The sequence below is a fragment of the Oceanobacillus caeni genome (assembly GCF_019037185.1).
Classification (GTDB): domain Bacteria; phylum Bacillota; class Bacilli; order Bacillales; family Amphibacillaceae; genus Oceanobacillus; species Oceanobacillus caeni.
Map to the genome: position 1 here is coordinate 32,135 of NZ_JAHHXM010000016.1, position 17,253 is coordinate 49,387.

Annotated in this window: 17 protein-coding genes; 15 read left to right on the forward strand and 2 right to left on the reverse strand. The window is 36.6% G+C overall.

Translation table 11 applies throughout. The features are described from left to right. Window positions 1–343: 343 nt before the first annotated feature. The 9 genes from KM885_RS10280 (at window position 344) to KM885_RS10320 (ending at window position 8,095) form a co-directional block, all read left to right on the forward strand. Window positions 344–484, forward strand: coding sequence for a hypothetical protein (locus KM885_RS10280; RefSeq protein ID WP_204798739.1), 141 nt, complete (start codon window positions 344–346; stop codon window positions 482–484). Window positions 485–1,105: 621 nt separating this feature from the next. Next, window positions 1,106–1,390, forward strand: coding sequence for a hypothetical protein (locus tag KM885_RS10285; protein ID WP_047185112.1), 285 nt, complete (start codon window positions 1,106–1,108; stop codon window positions 1,388–1,390). A 142-nt stretch (window positions 1,391–1,532) separates the two neighbouring features. After that, window positions 1,533–2,339 (forward strand): class I SAM-dependent methyltransferase, encoded by an 807-nt coding sequence (locus tag KM885_RS10290; protein WP_216883923.1) that lies wholly within the window; start codon window positions 1,533–1,535, stop codon window positions 2,337–2,339. A gap of 163 nt (window positions 2,340–2,502) precedes the next feature. Beyond that, window positions 2,503–3,360 carry a class I SAM-dependent methyltransferase gene (locus KM885_RS10295; protein WP_216883924.1) on the forward strand — a complete coding sequence of 286 codons (858 nt, stop codon included), beginning with the start codon at window positions 2,503–2,505 and terminating at the stop codon, window positions 3,358–3,360. A 79-nt stretch (window positions 3,361–3,439) separates the two neighbouring features. Continuing rightward, a complete protein-coding gene (gene fosM, locus KM885_RS10300) occupies window positions 3,440–3,868 on the forward strand; it encodes a FosM family fosfomycin resistance protein (protein ID WP_420874572.1) in 429 nt (142 codons plus the stop codon). A gap of 141 nt (window positions 3,869–4,009) precedes the next feature. Then, window positions 4,010–4,429: a cytidine deaminase gene (locus KM885_RS10305; protein WP_216883926.1), complete on the forward strand. Its 420-nt coding sequence runs from the start codon at window positions 4,010–4,012 to the stop codon at window positions 4,427–4,429. A 1,108-nt stretch (window positions 4,430–5,537) separates the two neighbouring features. Continuing rightward, the gene (gene ltrA, locus KM885_RS10310; RefSeq protein ID WP_145523649.1) at window positions 5,538–7,334 is read left to right on the forward strand and encodes a group II intron reverse transcriptase/maturase; all 1,797 of its coding nucleotides are present in this window, start codon (window positions 5,538–5,540) and stop codon (window positions 7,332–7,334) included. 238 nt (window positions 7,335–7,572) lie between these two features. Next, window positions 7,573–7,917: a hypothetical protein gene (locus tag KM885_RS10315; protein WP_225344116.1), complete on the forward strand. Its 345-nt coding sequence runs from the start codon at window positions 7,573–7,575 to the stop codon at window positions 7,915–7,917. Further along, window positions 7,907–8,095, forward strand: a complete 189-nt coding sequence (locus KM885_RS10320) for a helix-turn-helix transcriptional regulator (RefSeq protein ID WP_047185108.1) — start codon at window positions 7,907–7,909, stop codon at window positions 8,093–8,095. Before KM885_RS10315 ends, KM885_RS10320 begins: the two co-directional genes overlap by 11 nt. Window positions 8,096–8,388: 293 nt before the next feature. On the opposite strand, the gene KM885_RS10325 is transcribed toward KM885_RS10320, so the two are convergent. After that, a complete protein-coding gene (locus KM885_RS10325; protein WP_225344117.1) occupies window positions 8,389–9,267 on the reverse strand; it encodes a DUF2161 domain-containing phosphodiesterase in 879 nt (292 codons plus the stop codon). A 31-nt stretch (window positions 9,268–9,298) separates the two neighbouring features. Between KM885_RS10325 and KM885_RS10330 the strand changes: the two genes are divergently transcribed. The 3 genes from KM885_RS10330 (at window position 9,299) to KM885_RS10340 (ending at window position 13,477) form a co-directional block, all read left to right on the forward strand. Next, on the forward strand, window positions 9,299–9,877 hold the full coding sequence (locus KM885_RS10330) for an ABC transporter permease (RefSeq protein WP_216883927.1): 579 nt from the start codon (window positions 9,299–9,301) through the stop codon (window positions 9,875–9,877). 224 nt (window positions 9,878–10,101) lie between these two features. Beyond that, on the forward strand, window positions 10,102–10,824 hold the full coding sequence (locus KM885_RS10335) for a 3-ketoacyl-ACP reductase (protein ID WP_204798621.1): 723 nt from the start codon (window positions 10,102–10,104) through the stop codon (window positions 10,822–10,824). Between the two features lie 1,348 nt (window positions 10,825–12,172). After that, the gene (locus KM885_RS10340; RefSeq protein WP_047185106.1) at window positions 12,173–13,477 is read left to right on the forward strand and encodes a S8 family peptidase; all 1,305 of its coding nucleotides are present in this window, start codon (window positions 12,173–12,175) and stop codon (window positions 13,475–13,477) included. A 304-nt stretch (window positions 13,478–13,781) separates the two neighbouring features. On the opposite strand, the gene KM885_RS10345 is transcribed toward KM885_RS10340, so the two are convergent. Then, window positions 13,782–13,991, reverse strand: a complete 210-nt coding sequence (locus KM885_RS10345) for a hypothetical protein (RefSeq protein WP_060668867.1) — start codon at window positions 13,989–13,991, stop codon at window positions 13,782–13,784. 444 nt (window positions 13,992–14,435) lie between these two features. On the opposite strand from KM885_RS10345, the gene KM885_RS10350 reads away from it, so the two are divergent. The 3 genes from KM885_RS10350 (at window position 14,436) to KM885_RS10360 (ending at window position 17,151) form a co-directional block, all read left to right on the forward strand. Next, the gene (locus KM885_RS10350) at window positions 14,436–15,299 is read left to right on the forward strand and encodes a C40 family peptidase (RefSeq protein ID WP_216883928.1); all 864 of its coding nucleotides are present in this window, start codon (window positions 14,436–14,438) and stop codon (window positions 15,297–15,299) included. A 422-nt stretch (window positions 15,300–15,721) separates the two neighbouring features. After that, complete coding sequence (locus KM885_RS10355) at window positions 15,722–16,483, forward strand: SurA N-terminal domain-containing protein (protein ID WP_216883938.1); 762 nt, start codon at window positions 15,722–15,724, stop codon at window positions 16,481–16,483. A 407-nt stretch (window positions 16,484–16,890) separates the two neighbouring features. Further along, window positions 16,891–17,151, forward strand: coding sequence for a hypothetical protein (locus KM885_RS10360; protein ID WP_047185102.1), 261 nt, complete (start codon window positions 16,891–16,893; stop codon window positions 17,149–17,151). Window positions 17,152–17,253: the final 102 nt, after the last annotated feature.

Consider the following 17,253-nt stretch of genomic DNA (forward strand, 5'->3'; position numbering starts at 1 on the left):
TTCTTTCTTCAAGAAACTGAGAGGCCGTAGCCTAATAAGTAGATGGGTGTCGTCTGAACATAAAAAGATAGTCATCCATGCTGTTTGGAACAAGGGGAACGGTTCTAATGCTTTCATTTCTGTCGGAAGTATTAGAACCGTTCTTGTGTTTTATAACAGTGTTGTCCATAATTTCTAATAAACCAAGATGATGAAACGAAGAATTTATGTAAACTGTGGGCATTCCTTTTTCTGTGTAATTATTTTCACTTTTTTCTAAAATGATTATTGACAAAATCGCAAAACTGTTATATATTATCAACATAAAGTTATATCTGTTATATAACAAATAGGAGGGAAAATAATGGAAAACATTTGTGTTGCAGCATACCGTGGTTACTTGTTGATTTGCGAGAGAAATGGCATGAAGTCCATTAGCTTTTATCACTTTATCGGACAATTAACAGAAGAACAGATCAACGAGTATAGTAAGTTGGCAATTTAAGAAAAGGACGTGTTGAAAACGGAACTCCCATTAGAATCAGAAGTCGAAGTCAAATAAAACCCCTACTTGTCATGTATGAATACAAGTGGGGGTTTTTAGGTGGATCAAAAATAGTTACCCATTTATATGATGACAGGATCTTTCTATACCGCGCATAAAACTCCTTTGGACAAAGCATTATCCCAAAAGGTTTGTAAAAAAGACGCGAAATTTTGTTACAATAAAAGTAAGCAACATTCGGGCCATTTAACGGAGTGAGAATTATAACGATCGAGACTAGAGAGAGCAGGTGGTTAATTGTTTAAGGCAGGAGTATATTTGATACATGGATTGATATTCATATTAGTAACCCTTATTGGTATAGGCCCAATGTTTAGTATTGCTGCACAAGTCCCAGATCAAACTTATGGGGTTTAGGTTTCAATGATTGTGATTTTTAATATCCACAATAGGCTTGATTGCTCTTTTTATTTGCACTTTACAATACATATACCCTTACGTTTTGGATTTATTTTAGAATCAACAAAGTAATAACTGTTTAATTAACGGGCGTGATTCTCGAACAAAGATTTGTGCTTGTTCGGTAATCGGGCCATTATAAAATATAAAGGGGGCTAAATGATGTGGATAATATTAGGGGTCATTGCTATAATAGCAACTTTTATAAATCTTTATATGTATGGAACAGGAAAAGATTATAAATTGGCAATGGCATTGGGTTTATCATTTACAGCGCTAACACTTGTCGCAGAATACAGGATGGTATCCGATTGGGTAAAAGTGGAGGATTGGTCTGCTTTATTAGATGTAGTGCCTACAATGGAGACAGCGTTATGGTTTTTGACGATACTATCCATTTTATTAAATATAACTCCTATACTTTTAGAGTTGAAAAGTAAAAATTAATGATTTATACATACTTCAACAATCGAGCCAGATTGTGGCGTAGTTGAAACCTTGCTTAAAATTTATCGTAAGTGAAGAAAAGGGGGCACCTATTTTCCACATAAGGGTCATTTAACGGAATAAAAGAAGGAGAAAAAGAATAATGGATTCTCGTAAAATTAACTTATCAGAGGAAAAAGAAACTCTTCTGATCACTTTGCAGGCAAAGGCTCAGGACAGCCGTTCAAAAAATCCAATTCTTGATGATAAAAAGGCAGCAGAGTTCCTTCACATGATTGATTACGACTTTGAAAATGTCAGTCATTTTGGGAACGAAATCATGGTCATAAGAGCGAAGCAATTGGATACATGGCTGCAGAAATTTATAAAAAAGCATCCTAGCGCAACGGTGCTTAATCTTGGTTGCGGTCTGGATACAAGAATAACAAGAATTAATCCGCCGTCCATGGTAAATTGGTTTGATGTGGATTTCCCCGAGGTTATCGAATTACGTAAGTCCTTTTTTAAAAGTCAAAAAGGCTACGTAATGATCTCATCTTCTATTACGGATCTAAACTGGCTAAATGAAATTCCAAAGGACCAACCAACCATAATCCTTGCAGAGGGTGTGTTGGAATATCTTACTGAAGATGAAGTAAAAGAACTGCTTAACCTGATAACAAGTAATTTTCCAAAAGGACAGATCGCTTTTGATGTAATGAGTTCCTTTGTGGTAAATTCCGGAAAAGACCGCCTAAAAGAAACAACAGGAGCTGTACACAAATGGACAGTGGATGATATTAATACCGTTGACCAATTAAACGGCAAACTAGAAAGAATGGCAGCCTTGTCTATTTTTAGATCAAAATATATTCATAAACTTCCATTAAAAACTCGCTTACTATATTCTGTTTTGGGCATGATTCCAAATTTCAGAAGCATGATGAAGTTACTTTTATATAAGTTTTGATGTTGCCAGACCACAAAGTTTTCCCCCATTCCGCAATCGGGTGCTTTTCCTGAATAGGCTAAGACGCCTTTTCTGAACTTTTTCAATATCCCAAGGGCTTGTACTTTATTATACATTTCGATTATCGAATAAAGATTGAGTAAACGAAAGGAGAAATAAAATTATGCATGATAAAAAAAATACAGAACCTGATCACACAGCAATACGGGTTGCATTGTGGCGTGCTTTGCATGTACAGGTCGATTCACCACCGTATGTGCTTGAAGATGAGGTCGGCTTACAATTGATTGATCCCGACAATGAATGGCGCCAAAGACCCGACATGGATCAAAAGTTTTCTAGGGGGTTCCGTGCTTCTATTGTTGCCCGTGCCCGTTTCATTGAGGATCTGATTACCGAGCAATCCAATCACAATGTTACCCAGTACGTGATTCTCGGCGCTGGACTAGACACCTTTGCCCAGCGTCGAACGGAGATTGCCTCCCGAATCCAGATATTCGAAGTTGACCAACCCGAAACACAAGCTTGGAAAAGAAAACGCTTGGTTGAACTTGGCTTTGGTATTCCTAATTGGCTACACTTTGTTCCAGTCGACTTCGAAGCAGGTCGGTCATGGTTAGAGCAACTAAAGGTATCGGGTTTCGACATGAATAAGCCAGCTGTAGTCGTTTCTACAGGGGTTACACAATATCTTACCAAGGAAGCAATCACAGCGACATTACGTCAGGTTTCGAAGCTAGCTCCTGGCTCCACGCTGGCTATGACATTTTTATTGCCGTTTGAGTCAACAGAGTCCGAGGAACATTCTGAAGTTGATACGGCGAAGGAAGGTGCACAAGCAAGTGGAACGCCTTTTATCAGCTTCTTCACGCCACCAGAAATTATAGAGATGGCTCGCAAGGCCGGTTTACAAGAAGTCCGATATGTATCTTCAACTGATCTTAATGAGCGCTACTTCACCAATCGGATCGATGGTCTTCATTTGCCAAATGGAGAGGAATTTTTAGTGGCAACTACTTAACAAACGGGCGCAATAACAGAATAAGCATTGCGTCCTTCATGAGCAATCGAGCCATATTGTTTAATAAATGTTTGGGGTGATGCAGTTGTTAGTAAAGGGACTAAATCATTTATTGTTTTCTGTTTCTGATTTAGAACAATCTATAAAATTTTACCAAGATGTCTTTGATGCAAAATTGCTGGTTAAGGGGAGAAGTACCGCCTATTTTGATTTGAATGGAATGTGGTTGGCGCTTAATTTAGAGAAAGATATTCCCCGTAATGAAATAAACCAGTCATATACTCATGTTGCTTTTACGATAGAAGATACCGACTTTTATAATGCATATGATAAATTGGAGAAATTGGGAGTAAATATCTTAACTGGACGTCCTAGAGATGAAAGAGATAAGAAATCCATCTATTTTACTGATCCCGATGGACATAAGTTTGAATTTCATACTGGTTCCTTGCAGGATAGGATAAATTATTATAAGCAGGATAAACCACATATGGAATTTTACGACTGAGTAGTATCATCGGCAAATGGGCGCGATTACTTAACAAGCAGTTGCGTCCATATTGCACATTAGGGCCATTACTGAACGATCTTTTGGACATAGTAGAGGGTCGAAACAATTCCAGGGACAGAAAATTATGGGGGAGATAATATGAACATTGAACAGACACTTTATGATGCAGCAATTGATTTAATAAAAAACAGATATCCTTCCGGTTGGGGTGGGGCAGCAGCAATGTATACTGAGGGTGGTAAGATTCTAACAAGCGTTGCACCAGATGTAATCAACGCTTCAACTGAATTATGTATAGAAACGGGGGCAATTCTCGAAGCACACAAGTTAAATGAAAAGATAACACATTCTTTATGTGTAGTACGGGATGATGAAAATTCTAAGTTTAAAGTACTAACCCCTTGTGGAGTCTGTCAAGAAAGACTGTATTATTGGGGAGCCGATGTCAAAGCAGCAATTACTTCCGAAGACGAGAATTTAACATTTAAAACCCTAAAGGAAATACAGCCATTTCATTGGACAAAAGCCTATGATGAAGCAGAGCTATATGCTGAATAAGTTCGGCTAATGGACGCCTATACCAAATAAGGACAGGCGCCTTATCTGTATTTTCGCTATTACAAAAGGAGCGTATTTTATTATACACATTTCTATTGTTGAATAAGGGATGGGTAATAAGACCATATTGAAATCAAATTAATTGATTCATAGTGTGGGAGTGTGAAGACATGTTGTTGTCGGAAGCCGGGAAAGGTACCAATCCGATAAAATAATAGAAGGTTATTCTCTTCTTACTTTAAAGATGTATGGCTTTCAATGTGATCTTTTAACGTTATTTCGTGATATTAGAATGAGCGATATTACAACAGATAATTTGAAGCAATACTTGGGGGAGGCTACAGAACATTTAAAGCCGTACAGCTTGGGTCGTCGTGTACGTTTTGTTCTGCGACAAGCGGGCCAGCGCGACAAGTTTTGTGATAAATGCCTTCGGCATGAAAACACAGGAAGTCTTATTATAAACTTCAACTTTACAACGGAAGATAGGAATGATGAAACCATGTTTTCTGAAACTATCTCAACGATACTCCTGCGTGCGTTATGAATGACAGTTCATAGGGTTCGAAGCACAGGTAGAGTCGGCAGAAGGAAAGCTAAAGCCATTCTTTAGAAAAGGTATGCCAACTGATATGCCGGATGGCTGAAAAACTAGATAGGGTGAGTATGTTCCCCTCTAAAGGAACTGACGAACTTCTGAATTAAAGGGTCTATAGTTTGAACATAGTGAAAGCTATGTCCCATCCTACGATGGGGTGAGTAATGTAGAGTAAAATTTGGCCCTCTGAAATACATTATACTGGACTATGGCGGTATCAAGCTCACAGGCTTAAAGGAAGCACCTACGTCTAGAATGGATAGCTACGTTGTAAGGCACTTGGGAATTAAGGGACGTTGAAACGAGGACTGTCATCCGAAGCGTTTGCTATAAGGTGGAAACCGAAATGCATTTACTCTTATGAAGGTAGGGGTACGACCTGTGAAATTCCTGTAATGGGAACGGAGGAACAGCCCCAAGTCTAGCGAATTAGAACGATTATTTTCTTCACGTGAATGACACCGATCGGGTAGGAATGTGGGAACATCACTCGTTAGGAGGGATGCCACAGTGTCAACTTTGAGATATTGGGATTACTACAATATGACGGAAACTTTCACGGGGTTATATGAAAAGGCCAGTAATATGGATACATTCAGTCATCTCTACGACATCATTGTATCGAGAGAAAATATTCTCTTGGCCTTTCGTACAATCAAATCAAACAAAGGTTCCAAAACACCAGGTACGGATGGTAAAACCATCAAGGACATCAAAGAGCTTTCGGAGAATGAATTGGTGAAAACCATCCAAACAAAACTGAAAAATTATCGTCCCAAGAAGGTCAGAAGAAAATGGATTGAAAAGGAAAGCGGTGGACTAAGACCACTTGGTATTCCATGTATTCTCGACCGGATTATCCAACAGTGTTTTAAACAAGTTCTTGAGCCTATTGCAGAAGCTCATTTTTACAGACACAGCTATGGTTTTAGACCGTTAAGGTCTACACATCATGCCATGGCTAGAGTTCAATACTTAATTAATCAAGCGCAGCTACACTTTGTAGTGGACATTGATATTAAGGGCTTCTTCGACAATGTAAATCATACTCTTCTTATCAAACAGTTATGGAACCTAGGAATCCACGACAGAAGAGTATTGGCTTGCATATCCAGAATGTTGAATGCCGAAATCGACAAAGAGGGCGTGCCATCTAAGGGGGTTCCTCAAGGCGGCATCTTGTCAACCTTACTATCGAATATTGTACTAAACGACCTAGACCAGTGGGTTGCGGATCAATGGGAATTCTTCCCTCTCGCGAAAAATTATAAATCACGAAATGGGGAAAGATATCATAAGAAACGTACTAACCTCAAAGAAGGATATCTCGTCCGCTATGCAGATGACTTCAAAATCCTTTGTCGAGATGGGAAAACGGCTCAAAAGTGGTATCATGCAGTTGTTATGTATCTCAAAGAACGTTTAAAATTAGACATATCACCGGAAAAATCGCAAATCGTAAATTTGCGTAAGAGAGAATCCGAGTTCTTGGGTTTTACAATTAAAGCGAACGCAAAAAGGAACAAGCGAGTTGCCCATACGGGCATCAAAATGAAGAAACAAGAAAGATTAAAAGAACAGGCTAGAATTCATATCCAAAGGATAAAGGAATCGCCGACCATCCGGAATGCATTACGATTCAACAGTTTTGTTTTAGGTATTCACAATTACTTCAACCGAGCTACCCACGTCAACCTGGAGTTCTCACGTCTCGCCTATGAACTAAAAGCCTTTCTGTATAACCGCCTTCGCCCTGTTGGGAAATATGGACATCCAATCAATCCTAGTACAGCTTATAAAAAGTTCTATAGCACGAAAGTGAAAACGTTCGAAATCGCGGGAGTACACTTATTCCCGATTGGAGATGTTAGAACTGTAAATGCCATGAACTTTAGCCGAAAACTCTCCCTATACACGGAAGAAGGCAGAAAAAGAATTTACGAAAAATTAAAGCCAAATATCAGCCTAGAAATCAGCGGACTAATGAAGGCAAAGCTTCCCGGTAGAACCGTTGAATACACGGATAACCGCATCAGCCGTTTCAGTATGAAAATGGGCAAATGTGAAATCACCGGTTGGAACTTAACCGCTCAAGAAGTTCACTGCCATCATTATACACCAACACACCTTGGAGGAACGGACACGTTTCAAAACCTAAGAATTCTCCATAAGGATATACACCGACTGATACATCGTAAAAATACAGAAATTATCTCGTCAGAGATACAGAAATTCGGTTTAACAGCTTCAATGATAAAGAAAATCAACCAATACCGAATGGAATGTGGGCTTGAAACGGTAGAATAATCTCACGTCTAAAGGTAACGAAGAACTTATAATCTAGTATACTTCGATAGATGGAGCGCCGAATGCTTGGAAACTGGCACGTTCGGTGCGGAGCAGGGGAAAAGCCGGAGATGACTTCAAAGGTTTACCTATTGCTACTTTAATGGCATAATTCGGTACGTTAAATGTAAAAACCTTTTGACATAGGCGAAGTTTTTCTGTAAGGTTAAATGGAAAGAGTTTTTGACATTATTAAGAGGTGATTACATTGGATTTTATCAGAATAGCCGTACCACTTTTAGTCGGCTTAATTATTTTCTTTATTATCGGTTGGGTTACTGGTACAGATGAATATGGTGGGGTTGAAACAAAGGATGATGAGCGTTCGCAATTGATTAAACAAAAAGCGATTGTAAGCAGTTGGTTATTACTCCTTATGTTTTTCGTTATTAACTTTGTCTTTGATTTCTTCAATTTAAATGATGAGCGTTTAGCATTGGTTCCGTTTGTCTATCCAGAATTACTTTATTTGTTGATTGCGGTTATTAGCTATTTTGTATATTACTGGATTTATAGTCGACGGATGAGTAGCAATGAAAAATAAAATTTTAGAACTTCGCAAGGGCAAAGGATTTACTCAAGATGTACTAGCAAAGAAGTGCAATGTATCAAGGCAAACAATTAATGCTATTGAAAATGACCGATATGACCCTACCCTACAACTTGCATTTAAAATAGCGAGGGTACTCAATACAACAGTTGATAACGTTTTTAAGCCATAGCTTGTTTCTTCTAGAAAGTGGCACGATTGTTTAATATCAAAAGTGTAAAATGATCAAACTTTTTTATAACAATAGAACAATATATCACAAAGGAAGAATCCTTTTTCCAAATGGATTCTTCCTGTTTACGGTAATATAAGGGCTTGTGAGGTATTTTAATTAAACTTTATTTCAAAGCAACATTATTCTCACTTGTTCATAAGTTCGTCATCTGCCCCTTCTGCCAATGAGCCAGTATATCAAGGTATGTAGGTTTAGTCCCACTTTATCGAAATGAGCGAGCGATCTGCCAACTATTTACGATAATACTCCACCAACTCAGGGTATTGCTTTAATTCCTTTTTTCCCTTTTCACTCAGTACATAAATTCCTCGTTTAACCCGAATAAACCAACCATAATAGTTTTTACTAAGTATCGATTGTGTTTTCTTGCCTGTTCCCATTTGCAATAACTGCTTTGGGGAGAGTTCCCCGTGTTCCTCTAGGTAACTAGCGATTTGAATGCAGTTTTCCCGATAAGCAGTCATAATTTGTTTTCTGCTAGAACCACCAATATTATAGTCCGCACTTCGACCATTTATTTCTTTTATGATTGCTTGTCTAAGGTATTTGGCTTTCCCCATGCTAATCGGGCGGTGGAAAGGGGTTGGCTCTATCATGATTTCCACCCGTTTTTGTTTTTCTGTAAATGAAACGAGAATTAACCCTAACTCTAATCTCCGTATTAAGTGACACGTGTCCCGCCATTTTTTGGAACGAGGATTGTGTTTTTTTGGTTTCGGTATGGCCACATATACATGCTCAGACACCCGTTGTCGTTTCGTTGCTTGAATAAGCAGGTCTACGCTTAAGTTTAGTTTTAATTCCACAAGTATAAGTAGGTCGTCTTTAATGACCGCCATATCACAGTCTTTTACCTCCCCGTACACTTCGAATCCTTTACGCTTAAAATACTTGTTAATCGGTTCATACAAATCCATCTCTTTCAATTTCACTTTTCCCAATGATAGCACCGTCCAGTTTTGAAATACTAGATTTAATTTTATCATATTAGACGATAATTTCCCTTTAGATGATATTAGTAAATTACCTGTACCATTCGTCCCCAATGTATTTTTATTTTTTCTCTCCTGCTTTAAAATGGCTGGTAATCTTCCAGAAGGAGCTGTCATCGATATACCGATACCATCGGGTGAGGAAGTATTGATTGCTACTTTATCCCAATATGGAACGATTGGTACATTGTTATTTGTATTGGCATTGATGAATGTTATTTCTCAGGAGCGTCAAACTGGGGCAATCGTTTTTGTGGTGGTGCGACCTGTAAGTGCATTCCAGTATATAGCTAGCAAATACGTAGCACAGCTGTTTATTTTAATAGTGGCTTTAGTGGCTGGTTATCTCTTCACTTGGTATTATACAACGATCCTATTTAATTATGTTCCATGGACCTTGATGCTTGCAAGCTTAGGAGTTTATAGTCTTTGGATTGTTCTACTTACTGCGGTTACTCTATTATTTGGAACGGTGTTACGGAATAGTGGCGGTATCGCTGGAATGAGTATTTTGTTTTTAGCGATGCTTAGTTTGTTAACTACCTTGTTTCCAAAATATATGGAGTGGAACCCGGGCAACTTGAGCACAGAGGCCTCGAAGTTTTTAATAGAAGGAGAATGGGGGAGTTCTACCGTACTGGTGTCTGTTAGTACGTTGACATTATCTATTCTATTTTTAGGATTAGCAGTTTATCTATTTAAAAAACTTGTTCGTTTCGGAAACTAAGATTATATGTTAATTCTAGATAACGCGTTAGCAATGCGGGAGTTAATACTCATATAGGGATAGCTCACTGACCCCAATTTCCCACAGTGAGCTAAAACTTTAACATACTGGGAGCAGGTACCAAATTTTGACTACATAAAGGAATGATATTGGAGAAATATAATTTAGACTTATATAATAGAGTGGATTGGTAAATTTATATATACAAAAAGGAGTTGATTGTTTTGGTACAATCTTTAACAGGGAAGGTAGCATTCATAACAGGTGCAGGAAGAGGGATTGGAAAAGCGACTGCGATCGCACTTGCGAATGAAGGGGTTAACCTTGGTTTACTTGGAACAACTGAATCAAATTTAAAGCAAGTAGCAAGTGTTGTGGATGAACTAGGAGTAAAAGTTGCTTATACAGCAGTGGATGTTTCAAACTTTGAGCAAGTTCAACAGGCTATTGAGAAGATAACAAATCAATTAGGCAAAGCCGATATTCTGATTAATAGTGCGGGAACGAGTAAGTTTGCATCCCTTTTAGACATGGATCCAGAAGAATGGAAAAGGATCATAGACGTGAATTTAATGGGTACCTATTATGTTACACGGTCCGTTCTTCCTCAATTCATTGAAAAAAATAGTGGAGACGTAATCAATATTTCCTCCACCAACGGCTTGAATGGGGCGGCAACATCAAGTGCGTATAGTGCTTCAAAATTCGGTGTCATTGGATTAACTGAGTCATTAGCACAAGAGGTTCGCAGAAATAATATCCGGGTAACGGCTTTAACTCCGAGTACAGTCGCAACGGACATGGCAATTGAATTAAAACTAATTCCTGAAAACGACGAAAAATATATGCAGCCAGAAGATATTGCTGAACTGATCGTTTCCCAATTGAAATTAAACCAACGAGTCTACATAAAATCAGCTAGCATATTGGCTACAAATCCATTTTAATCATAATTAATTCAAATGCCTGCCCCGTCGGATAAAAGTATTACACGCCCGAGGGGGAAAGCACAAAAGTTGATTATAGACTTTAAGCTACAGATTTCAGGATCAGTCCCCCCATTCACTACATTTTACCAAAGTGAGGGACTGCCCCTTTTCATTTGTCCAAACCAATCCAATATCTGATAAACTAATGTTAATGAATAATTTTAGGTGATAGGATGATAAATGTAGTAAGAATCTCAAAGGTTCTGACCATTACCGCCAAAGATAAAATTTGTTTTCAGGAAAAAACCATTTGTACGAGTATAGATTGTCCATTTGTAAATGGGTTTTATGACCGGTTTTTGCAGAGGAAGTATCAAGAGTTGTTGCCTTATGAGTGGTTGCAATATAGGAGTGGCGTGTGAAGGTTAGGTATGGATCATTTGTTAATTAACAACTATTATTATTTGCATAAAAAATCGGAGGGGAGAAGGCTTATCTAGTCCATGGATCTTCACTTGATATGATAAAATAGATTCGTGTTTTATTAGAGCACGGATATTAACATGAACAGATAATGGACCTATTAGGTTAAATGGAAGTATAAAACGTTAAGGGTAAATGAAGAAGAGACGAATGAGTTTTCCTCCATTACATCGATGAGTTTTATCTGAGGAATTTCTAAGATACAGACTTTTTCGAGTTTGAAAAGAAAATCACCCCCTTTTATTTATTTTTTAGTGGAAGACCAAAAAACAAATATCTTAACAATATAAAAAGAGAGGGAATCTAATAATGTTTCAAAAATGAATGAGATATAGAGGTCTATTACAACAGATTAAGTACGAAGTTTAAAATGGCCATTAAGAATGTTCCAAAAGTACATAAGAGGGCTAATAAGGCGATTACATCACTTAATTTCACAATGATACCTCCCCTCTATTAAATTGTAATGCTGAAACTTCAGTTGATGGAACCTTCTGAATTTTGTAATTATTATATACCTGTCCTAAAATTTTATCATAGTTAATTATCTTTTTCAATACAATAAGCCTTTTTTATTATAGATTTTGGAACCGCTTTAATAAAGGGGAGGGTACAAGATGTTTTTTATGAAAAACTTTTAAAGCTACTACCTAACATGTGACAGTTATTTAAAGGAAGAACATTTATGTTACTATCATATTTATATCTATTATACTATATTGAATTTTAAGTATATTAAGAATATAGTTAAATTGTCTTATAGTTTTAATAGATTGTCCTTGATATAATGGGATTAGAAGGTAAAGTCTAATTACCTTCCATTATTTAGTAGTTGTTGACTCTCTTGGAATAAGTATTTTATTCATTAAAGGAGGAGAACAATTTGACAAGACGAAAAAGAGTTTGGTATGAAGCTGCGGGTAGAAGTTTAGACTTAGGATTGGTTGAGCAGTTAAGAATTAATCGAAGAGTTGATCCGAATGAGACAGATAACGAAATCCCTGTCATTGTTTATTTGAAAAATAGTTGTGAAAAAGGATTAAAAGACGACCTCTATAATACTTGCAACGTAGATTCCCACAATAAACTTGAACGAGAACTCCCCATTATTCATGGTATAAAAGGAAAATTAACCCCTGGAATGATAAAACAAATTAAAGATCATGATGCCGTAGATCGTATTTTCTATGACCGAGAAGTAACTGCTTTTTTAGATATTGCAAGCAAACAAATTGGAGCCGTAAATGTTCAAAATCAACTTCATTTCACTGGAAAAGGAGTAACGATTGCAATAATTGATACAGGAATTTATCCGCATGAAGACTTTACCAACCCATCTAACAGAATTATTGCCTTTAAGGATTTTATAAATGGAAATGAAGAACCTTATGATGATAATGGACATGGAACTCATTGTGCTGGTGATGCAGCTGGTAATGGGTTCTTATCTAATGGGAAATATATCAGCCCAGCACCAGAGGCCTCTATTATTGGGGTTAAGGTATTAGATAAAAATGGTAGTGGTAGATTATCTTCTATTATCGAGGGCATTGAGTGGTGTATCAATCATAGAGATGAACACCAAATTCATATTATTTCCCTATCATTAGGGGCACCAGCATATGATTCTTTTAGAAATGATCCACTTTCATTGGCTGCCCAAGAAGCATGGAAAGAAGGGATCGTGGTTTGTGCTGCAGCTGGAAATAGTGGCCCTTATCCATACACCATTAGTACTCCAGCTATCAATCCATTTATCATTACAGTTGGATCTACGGATGACCAAAATACCCTAGAGCGTGCGGATGATGTGATAGCAGATTACTCAAGCAGGGGACCGTCCATAGATTATTTTGTAAAACCAGATATTTATGCACCAGGTACGAATATCATTGCACCTCTAGCTCCGAATTCTGTAACAGAGTCACAATTACCAGAAATGATAATAGATGAGAATTATATACAATTATCTGGTACATCCATGGCAACGCCAATTTGTGCAGGCGTCATTGCTCTCATGTTAGAAGCAAATCCAAATCTTAGTCCAAATGATGTGAAAGCTATATTAAAGGAAACTTCACAGCCTACTCTTAATGACACTTGGGGGAATATCCATGCAGAACTAGCTGTTGAAAGGGCAAAAGCTTACCAAGTAAGAGTCCCTCTTGAAGCTATTCAAGGAGAGTAAATCAATATTGGTATCATGATTTTAGAAATGGATAATAGATAACGTAGTTTTACTAGGACAAGTTCAACAACCCCCAACTATAAAAGTTGGGGGATTTTACAGTGTATATTTTTATAACAGATTCGGTCTTAGAAACATTATACCTAGATGAAGGGGACTTTAAAGGTGTTTAAATAACTATAAAAATCATGGTGAACAAAATAGCATGCCTTGAAAGAAAATTCTTCCAAACATGCTACGATCCATATATTTTATTTGTCCGTTTTTCATTATAAGGCTCTTGGATTGGAAACAGTGTGATAAACTATGTGTTCAGTGTTCCGCGACCCTGATTACCTTGGCTTCTTTTATATAGATTTGAACCAGATTCATAGTATTCCCGCCATTTTTTATTTTCCTCCTCTAGTTTTTTGTTTTCATTCAACAAATTTTCCAATTCCCCCAAAAGGGAAAGATTCATCTCAGAAGCTCTTTTATTTGCATCTTTCATTTTTTGCCGATCTTGTTCATTCATTGTATTCCTCCTCAAGATACGTTATTTAATCATCATTGAGTTGATATATCTGTCGTTTATGGCTGTCTAAATCACAGTTGATAACTCCCACTCTATAACCGTATCATAAGATTACATTTTTTTAGCAGTTGTCATTAATTTGTAAACGAAGCGTATCCTCCTTATCATCTCAAAGTCTATTTCGTTCACTAAATGAAATCTAGTAATCAAAATGCTTATGTAAGAGTATAAAATAGTCCAACCGTTGCTAGGAATAACCGCGTCGTTCCAGGCATCTAGCGATTTTGTGGAATTCTTATAAAGTTTCATTTTATTTAATAATTTGTTATTCCTTCTTAAACTCTATGTTATCGAATTGAGATTTTCATATGTTAATTTACAGATAGTCAAAAATATGGCGAATAAATCTTTCGCCTTTAACTAGTAAAAAAAGGAGGAATAATGATGGCACAGTCCAATCAAACAGTAGGGAAATATGTACTTTCTATAGCATTTGTAAGTTCTTTGGTTTTTACTCCAGTTCTTAGCGGAAAGGTGTTTGCCAATGCTGGAGCAGGCGCTTCGGAGGGAGATATTACTATTAGCGAGAGCAACCTTTCTAATATACAGGAGCAAGAGGTAGCATCATCAAGTGAGGGGACATTAATTCAGCACGGTGATGTAGGTGCAGTAGTAGAGGATATACAGAAAGAACTTCAAGAACAAGGTTACTATACATATACGATTGACGGTATTTTTGGTTCTATAACGGGACAAGCAGTAAGAGATTATCAAGCAGATCATCATTTACAAGTGGATGGTATAGTAGGTCCAAATACTTTAGAAACGATGGCGTTACCAGAAATGGAATCTTCCGAAGATAACTTAACGATAACGGAAATTGACTCTTCTGAAAATAATTTAACGGTTACGGAGTCTAGCTCTGGGGATGTTTCTAATATAAAATCTGATATTGTTGCTGTAGCGAAAAGTGTTATAGGTACGCCTTATGTATGGGGAGGAACAACTACGGAAGGAATGGATAGTAGTGGTTTTATTAATTATGTGTTTAATCAAGTAGGCATTGATGATATTTCACGCACTCATCGTGAAATGTGGGAGAACGATGGTAACTATGTAGATCATCCTAGTATCGGGGATGTTGTATTTTTTGAAGGTACTTATGATACAGAAGGAGCGTCTCATAGTGGAGTCTACATCGGTAATAATCAAATGATTCACGCTGGAGATGACGGTGTAAGTGTAGCAGATATCAGCATCGATTATTGGCAAAGTCATTATCTTGGTGCCAAATCTTTTACTGAATAATAGATTCTAACGTTAAAATACAAGTACAAAAATGGTACTTGTATTTTTTCAGTATAAATATCAAAATGGACTGAATGGAACATTACAAAAATATTTCTAATGATGTTATAAACTTTTCAAGCAACACAACATTTTGGCTAAAAATATCCTTCCTTACGTCTAAGAAAAATCCTTTTTAAGTTAGAATACATCCTTGGTATAACAATAGTCGTTCATAGATATGGATCCATTGATCTATTAAAAATTTAGGGAATAAAAGAATCTAAAGATAATGGTCTTTTTGTATGATAAAACGTCTCAATTCTGTTACAAATCTTAAGAAAACCCACATAAGGTTTCATTTTCGTAAGATTTACTATATAATTCGTACCAGATGTTTTTTTAAAATAATTATGCTTCTAGCTTAAGGAAGGAGATCGATGATGAAAAAAATAATGTTAACATTACTAACTGGTCTAATGGCTGTTGCTTTAGTAGCATGCGGAGGTAACGAAGAAGGCAAAGAGGATAAGAATGATAATAAAGCCAAAACAGAGGAACAGCAGAAGGAACAGGAAAAGCAAATGGAAGAGATGCAAAAGAAATTAGATGCACAGCATGTAGATGAAAAGAAAACTGTTGCCATCGTGAATGATAATGAAATTCTAGGAAGTGACTATAATAGCACCTTAGCCTCTATACAACAACAAATGTTGCAAATGGGACAAGATCCGACTTCTAAAGAAGCATTAGAGCAAGTAAAAGACCAAACAATTGATAGCTTAGTCGGACAAACTCTTCTTCTACAAGATGCAGATAAAAAGGGCTATAAAGCTTCAGAAGCAGATATTAAAAAACAGCTGGACGAAATGAAAAAACAGTTTGAAACAGAAAAAGAATTCGAGGACGTTCTTAAAGAGTCCGGCATGAATATGAAAACATTTGAAACTCAAATAGCTGACAATATAAAACTTGAACAGTACGTCGAGAAAGAAGTACCGACTAGCCAAATAACCGATAAGGAAATTGAAAAAACGTACAAACAATTATCGGAACAAGGAAAGAGCACTGGACAAGAAGTTCCAAAGCTTGAAGAAGTAAAACCGCAAATCGAACAATCTCTCAAGCAGCAAAAGCAACAGGAAAAAATCGCTCAGCAAGTTGATGAGTTAAAGAAAAATGCGAACATTGATATTAAGATTTAAGGTGTTACACATCAAAGGAACAGCCACTTGTGCTGTTCCTTTTTGATCATTTATTATCCTAATAAAGCTGCGCCCTCTAATATGGTACGGTGAACCATTTCATACCTAACTTCAAACTTTAAAATGATAGAAGTAATAACCCTAGTAATTAATATAGAGTTATTACTTCTATTGATTTTTCAAGATGTTATAATAGAAATGTGAATTTTTCAAAGGTAGAGAGAAACATTTCAAATAGGGATATAAATCCAGCTTCTATAATACTTAAAAAAGTTAAAATGGACCTACTTCTTGCAACTAAGCAGGTGAAAAGAGACATAAAATTATGCAAACAAGCTTTCTATCAGAAAAAATAAGATGGAATTTTATACATCTATTGTTATTATAAAAAGCATAGGAGAGAGAATATGGCACTAATTAATACAGAGAATCTAAAAAGAAAAGAAAAAAACAGAAACAATGTGCATACGGAAGTAGATGCAACTTATACTAGTTTTATAGATGAAAATGGTAATAAGTATTTTCAAATCGACACGTATAGTTCTTCTGATGGCAAAACACAAGGGAAGATTAGTCAATCTATCCAATTAGATAGAAATTCGGCAATTGAGTTAATGAAGTTACTTAAGAAGGAATTGGATATATGGAAGATCAGCAAAACAGATTGATTAAATTGTGACCAAAACAAATAGCACAAGTAAAACCGAAACACGGCAACATAATTTAAACAAACATTCCCCTTATCCATTGGTAAGGGGTTTTTTCTTGTA

Bases quoted from the DNA above. Each gene is read 5' to 3' on its own strand.
- KM885_RS10345 (WP_060668867.1), bottom strand. From the start codon at position 13,991: ATGAATGAACAAGATCGGCAAAAAATGAAAGATGCAAATAAAAGAGCT.
- KM885_RS10320 (WP_047185108.1), top strand. From the start codon at position 7,907: ATGAAAAATAAAATTTTAGAACTTCGCAAGGGCAAAGGATTTACTCAA.
- KM885_RS10325 (WP_225344117.1), bottom strand. From the start codon at position 9,267: ATGACAGCTCCTTCTGGAAGATTACCAGCCATTTTAAAGCAGGAGAGA.
- KM885_RS10290 (WP_216883923.1), top strand. From the start codon at position 1,533: ATGGATTCTCGTAAAATTAACTTATCAGAGGAAAAAGAAACTCTTCTG.
- KM885_RS10350 (WP_216883928.1), top strand. From the start codon at position 14,436: ATGGCACAGTCCAATCAAACAGTAGGGAAATATGTACTTTCTATAGCA.
- fosM (WP_420874572.1), top strand. From the start codon at position 3,440: ATGCAGTTGTTAGTAAAGGGACTAAATCATTTATTGTTTTCTGTTTCT.
- KM885_RS10305 (WP_216883926.1), top strand. From the start codon at position 4,010: ATGAACATTGAACAGACACTTTATGATGCAGCAATTGATTTAATAAAA.
- KM885_RS10360 (WP_047185102.1), top strand. From the start codon at position 16,891: ATGGCACTAATTAATACAGAGAATCTAAAAAGAAAAGAAAAAAACAGA.
- KM885_RS10295 (WP_216883924.1), top strand. From the start codon at position 2,503: ATGCATGATAAAAAAAATACAGAACCTGATCACACAGCAATACGGGTT.
- KM885_RS10280 (WP_204798739.1), top strand. From the start codon at position 344: ATGGAAAACATTTGTGTTGCAGCATACCGTGGTTACTTGTTGATTTGC.
- KM885_RS10285 (WP_047185112.1), top strand. From the start codon at position 1,106: ATGTGGATAATATTAGGGGTCATTGCTATAATAGCAACTTTTATAAAT.
- KM885_RS10355 (WP_216883938.1), top strand. From the start codon at position 15,722: ATGAAAAAAATAATGTTAACATTACTAACTGGTCTAATGGCTGTTGCT.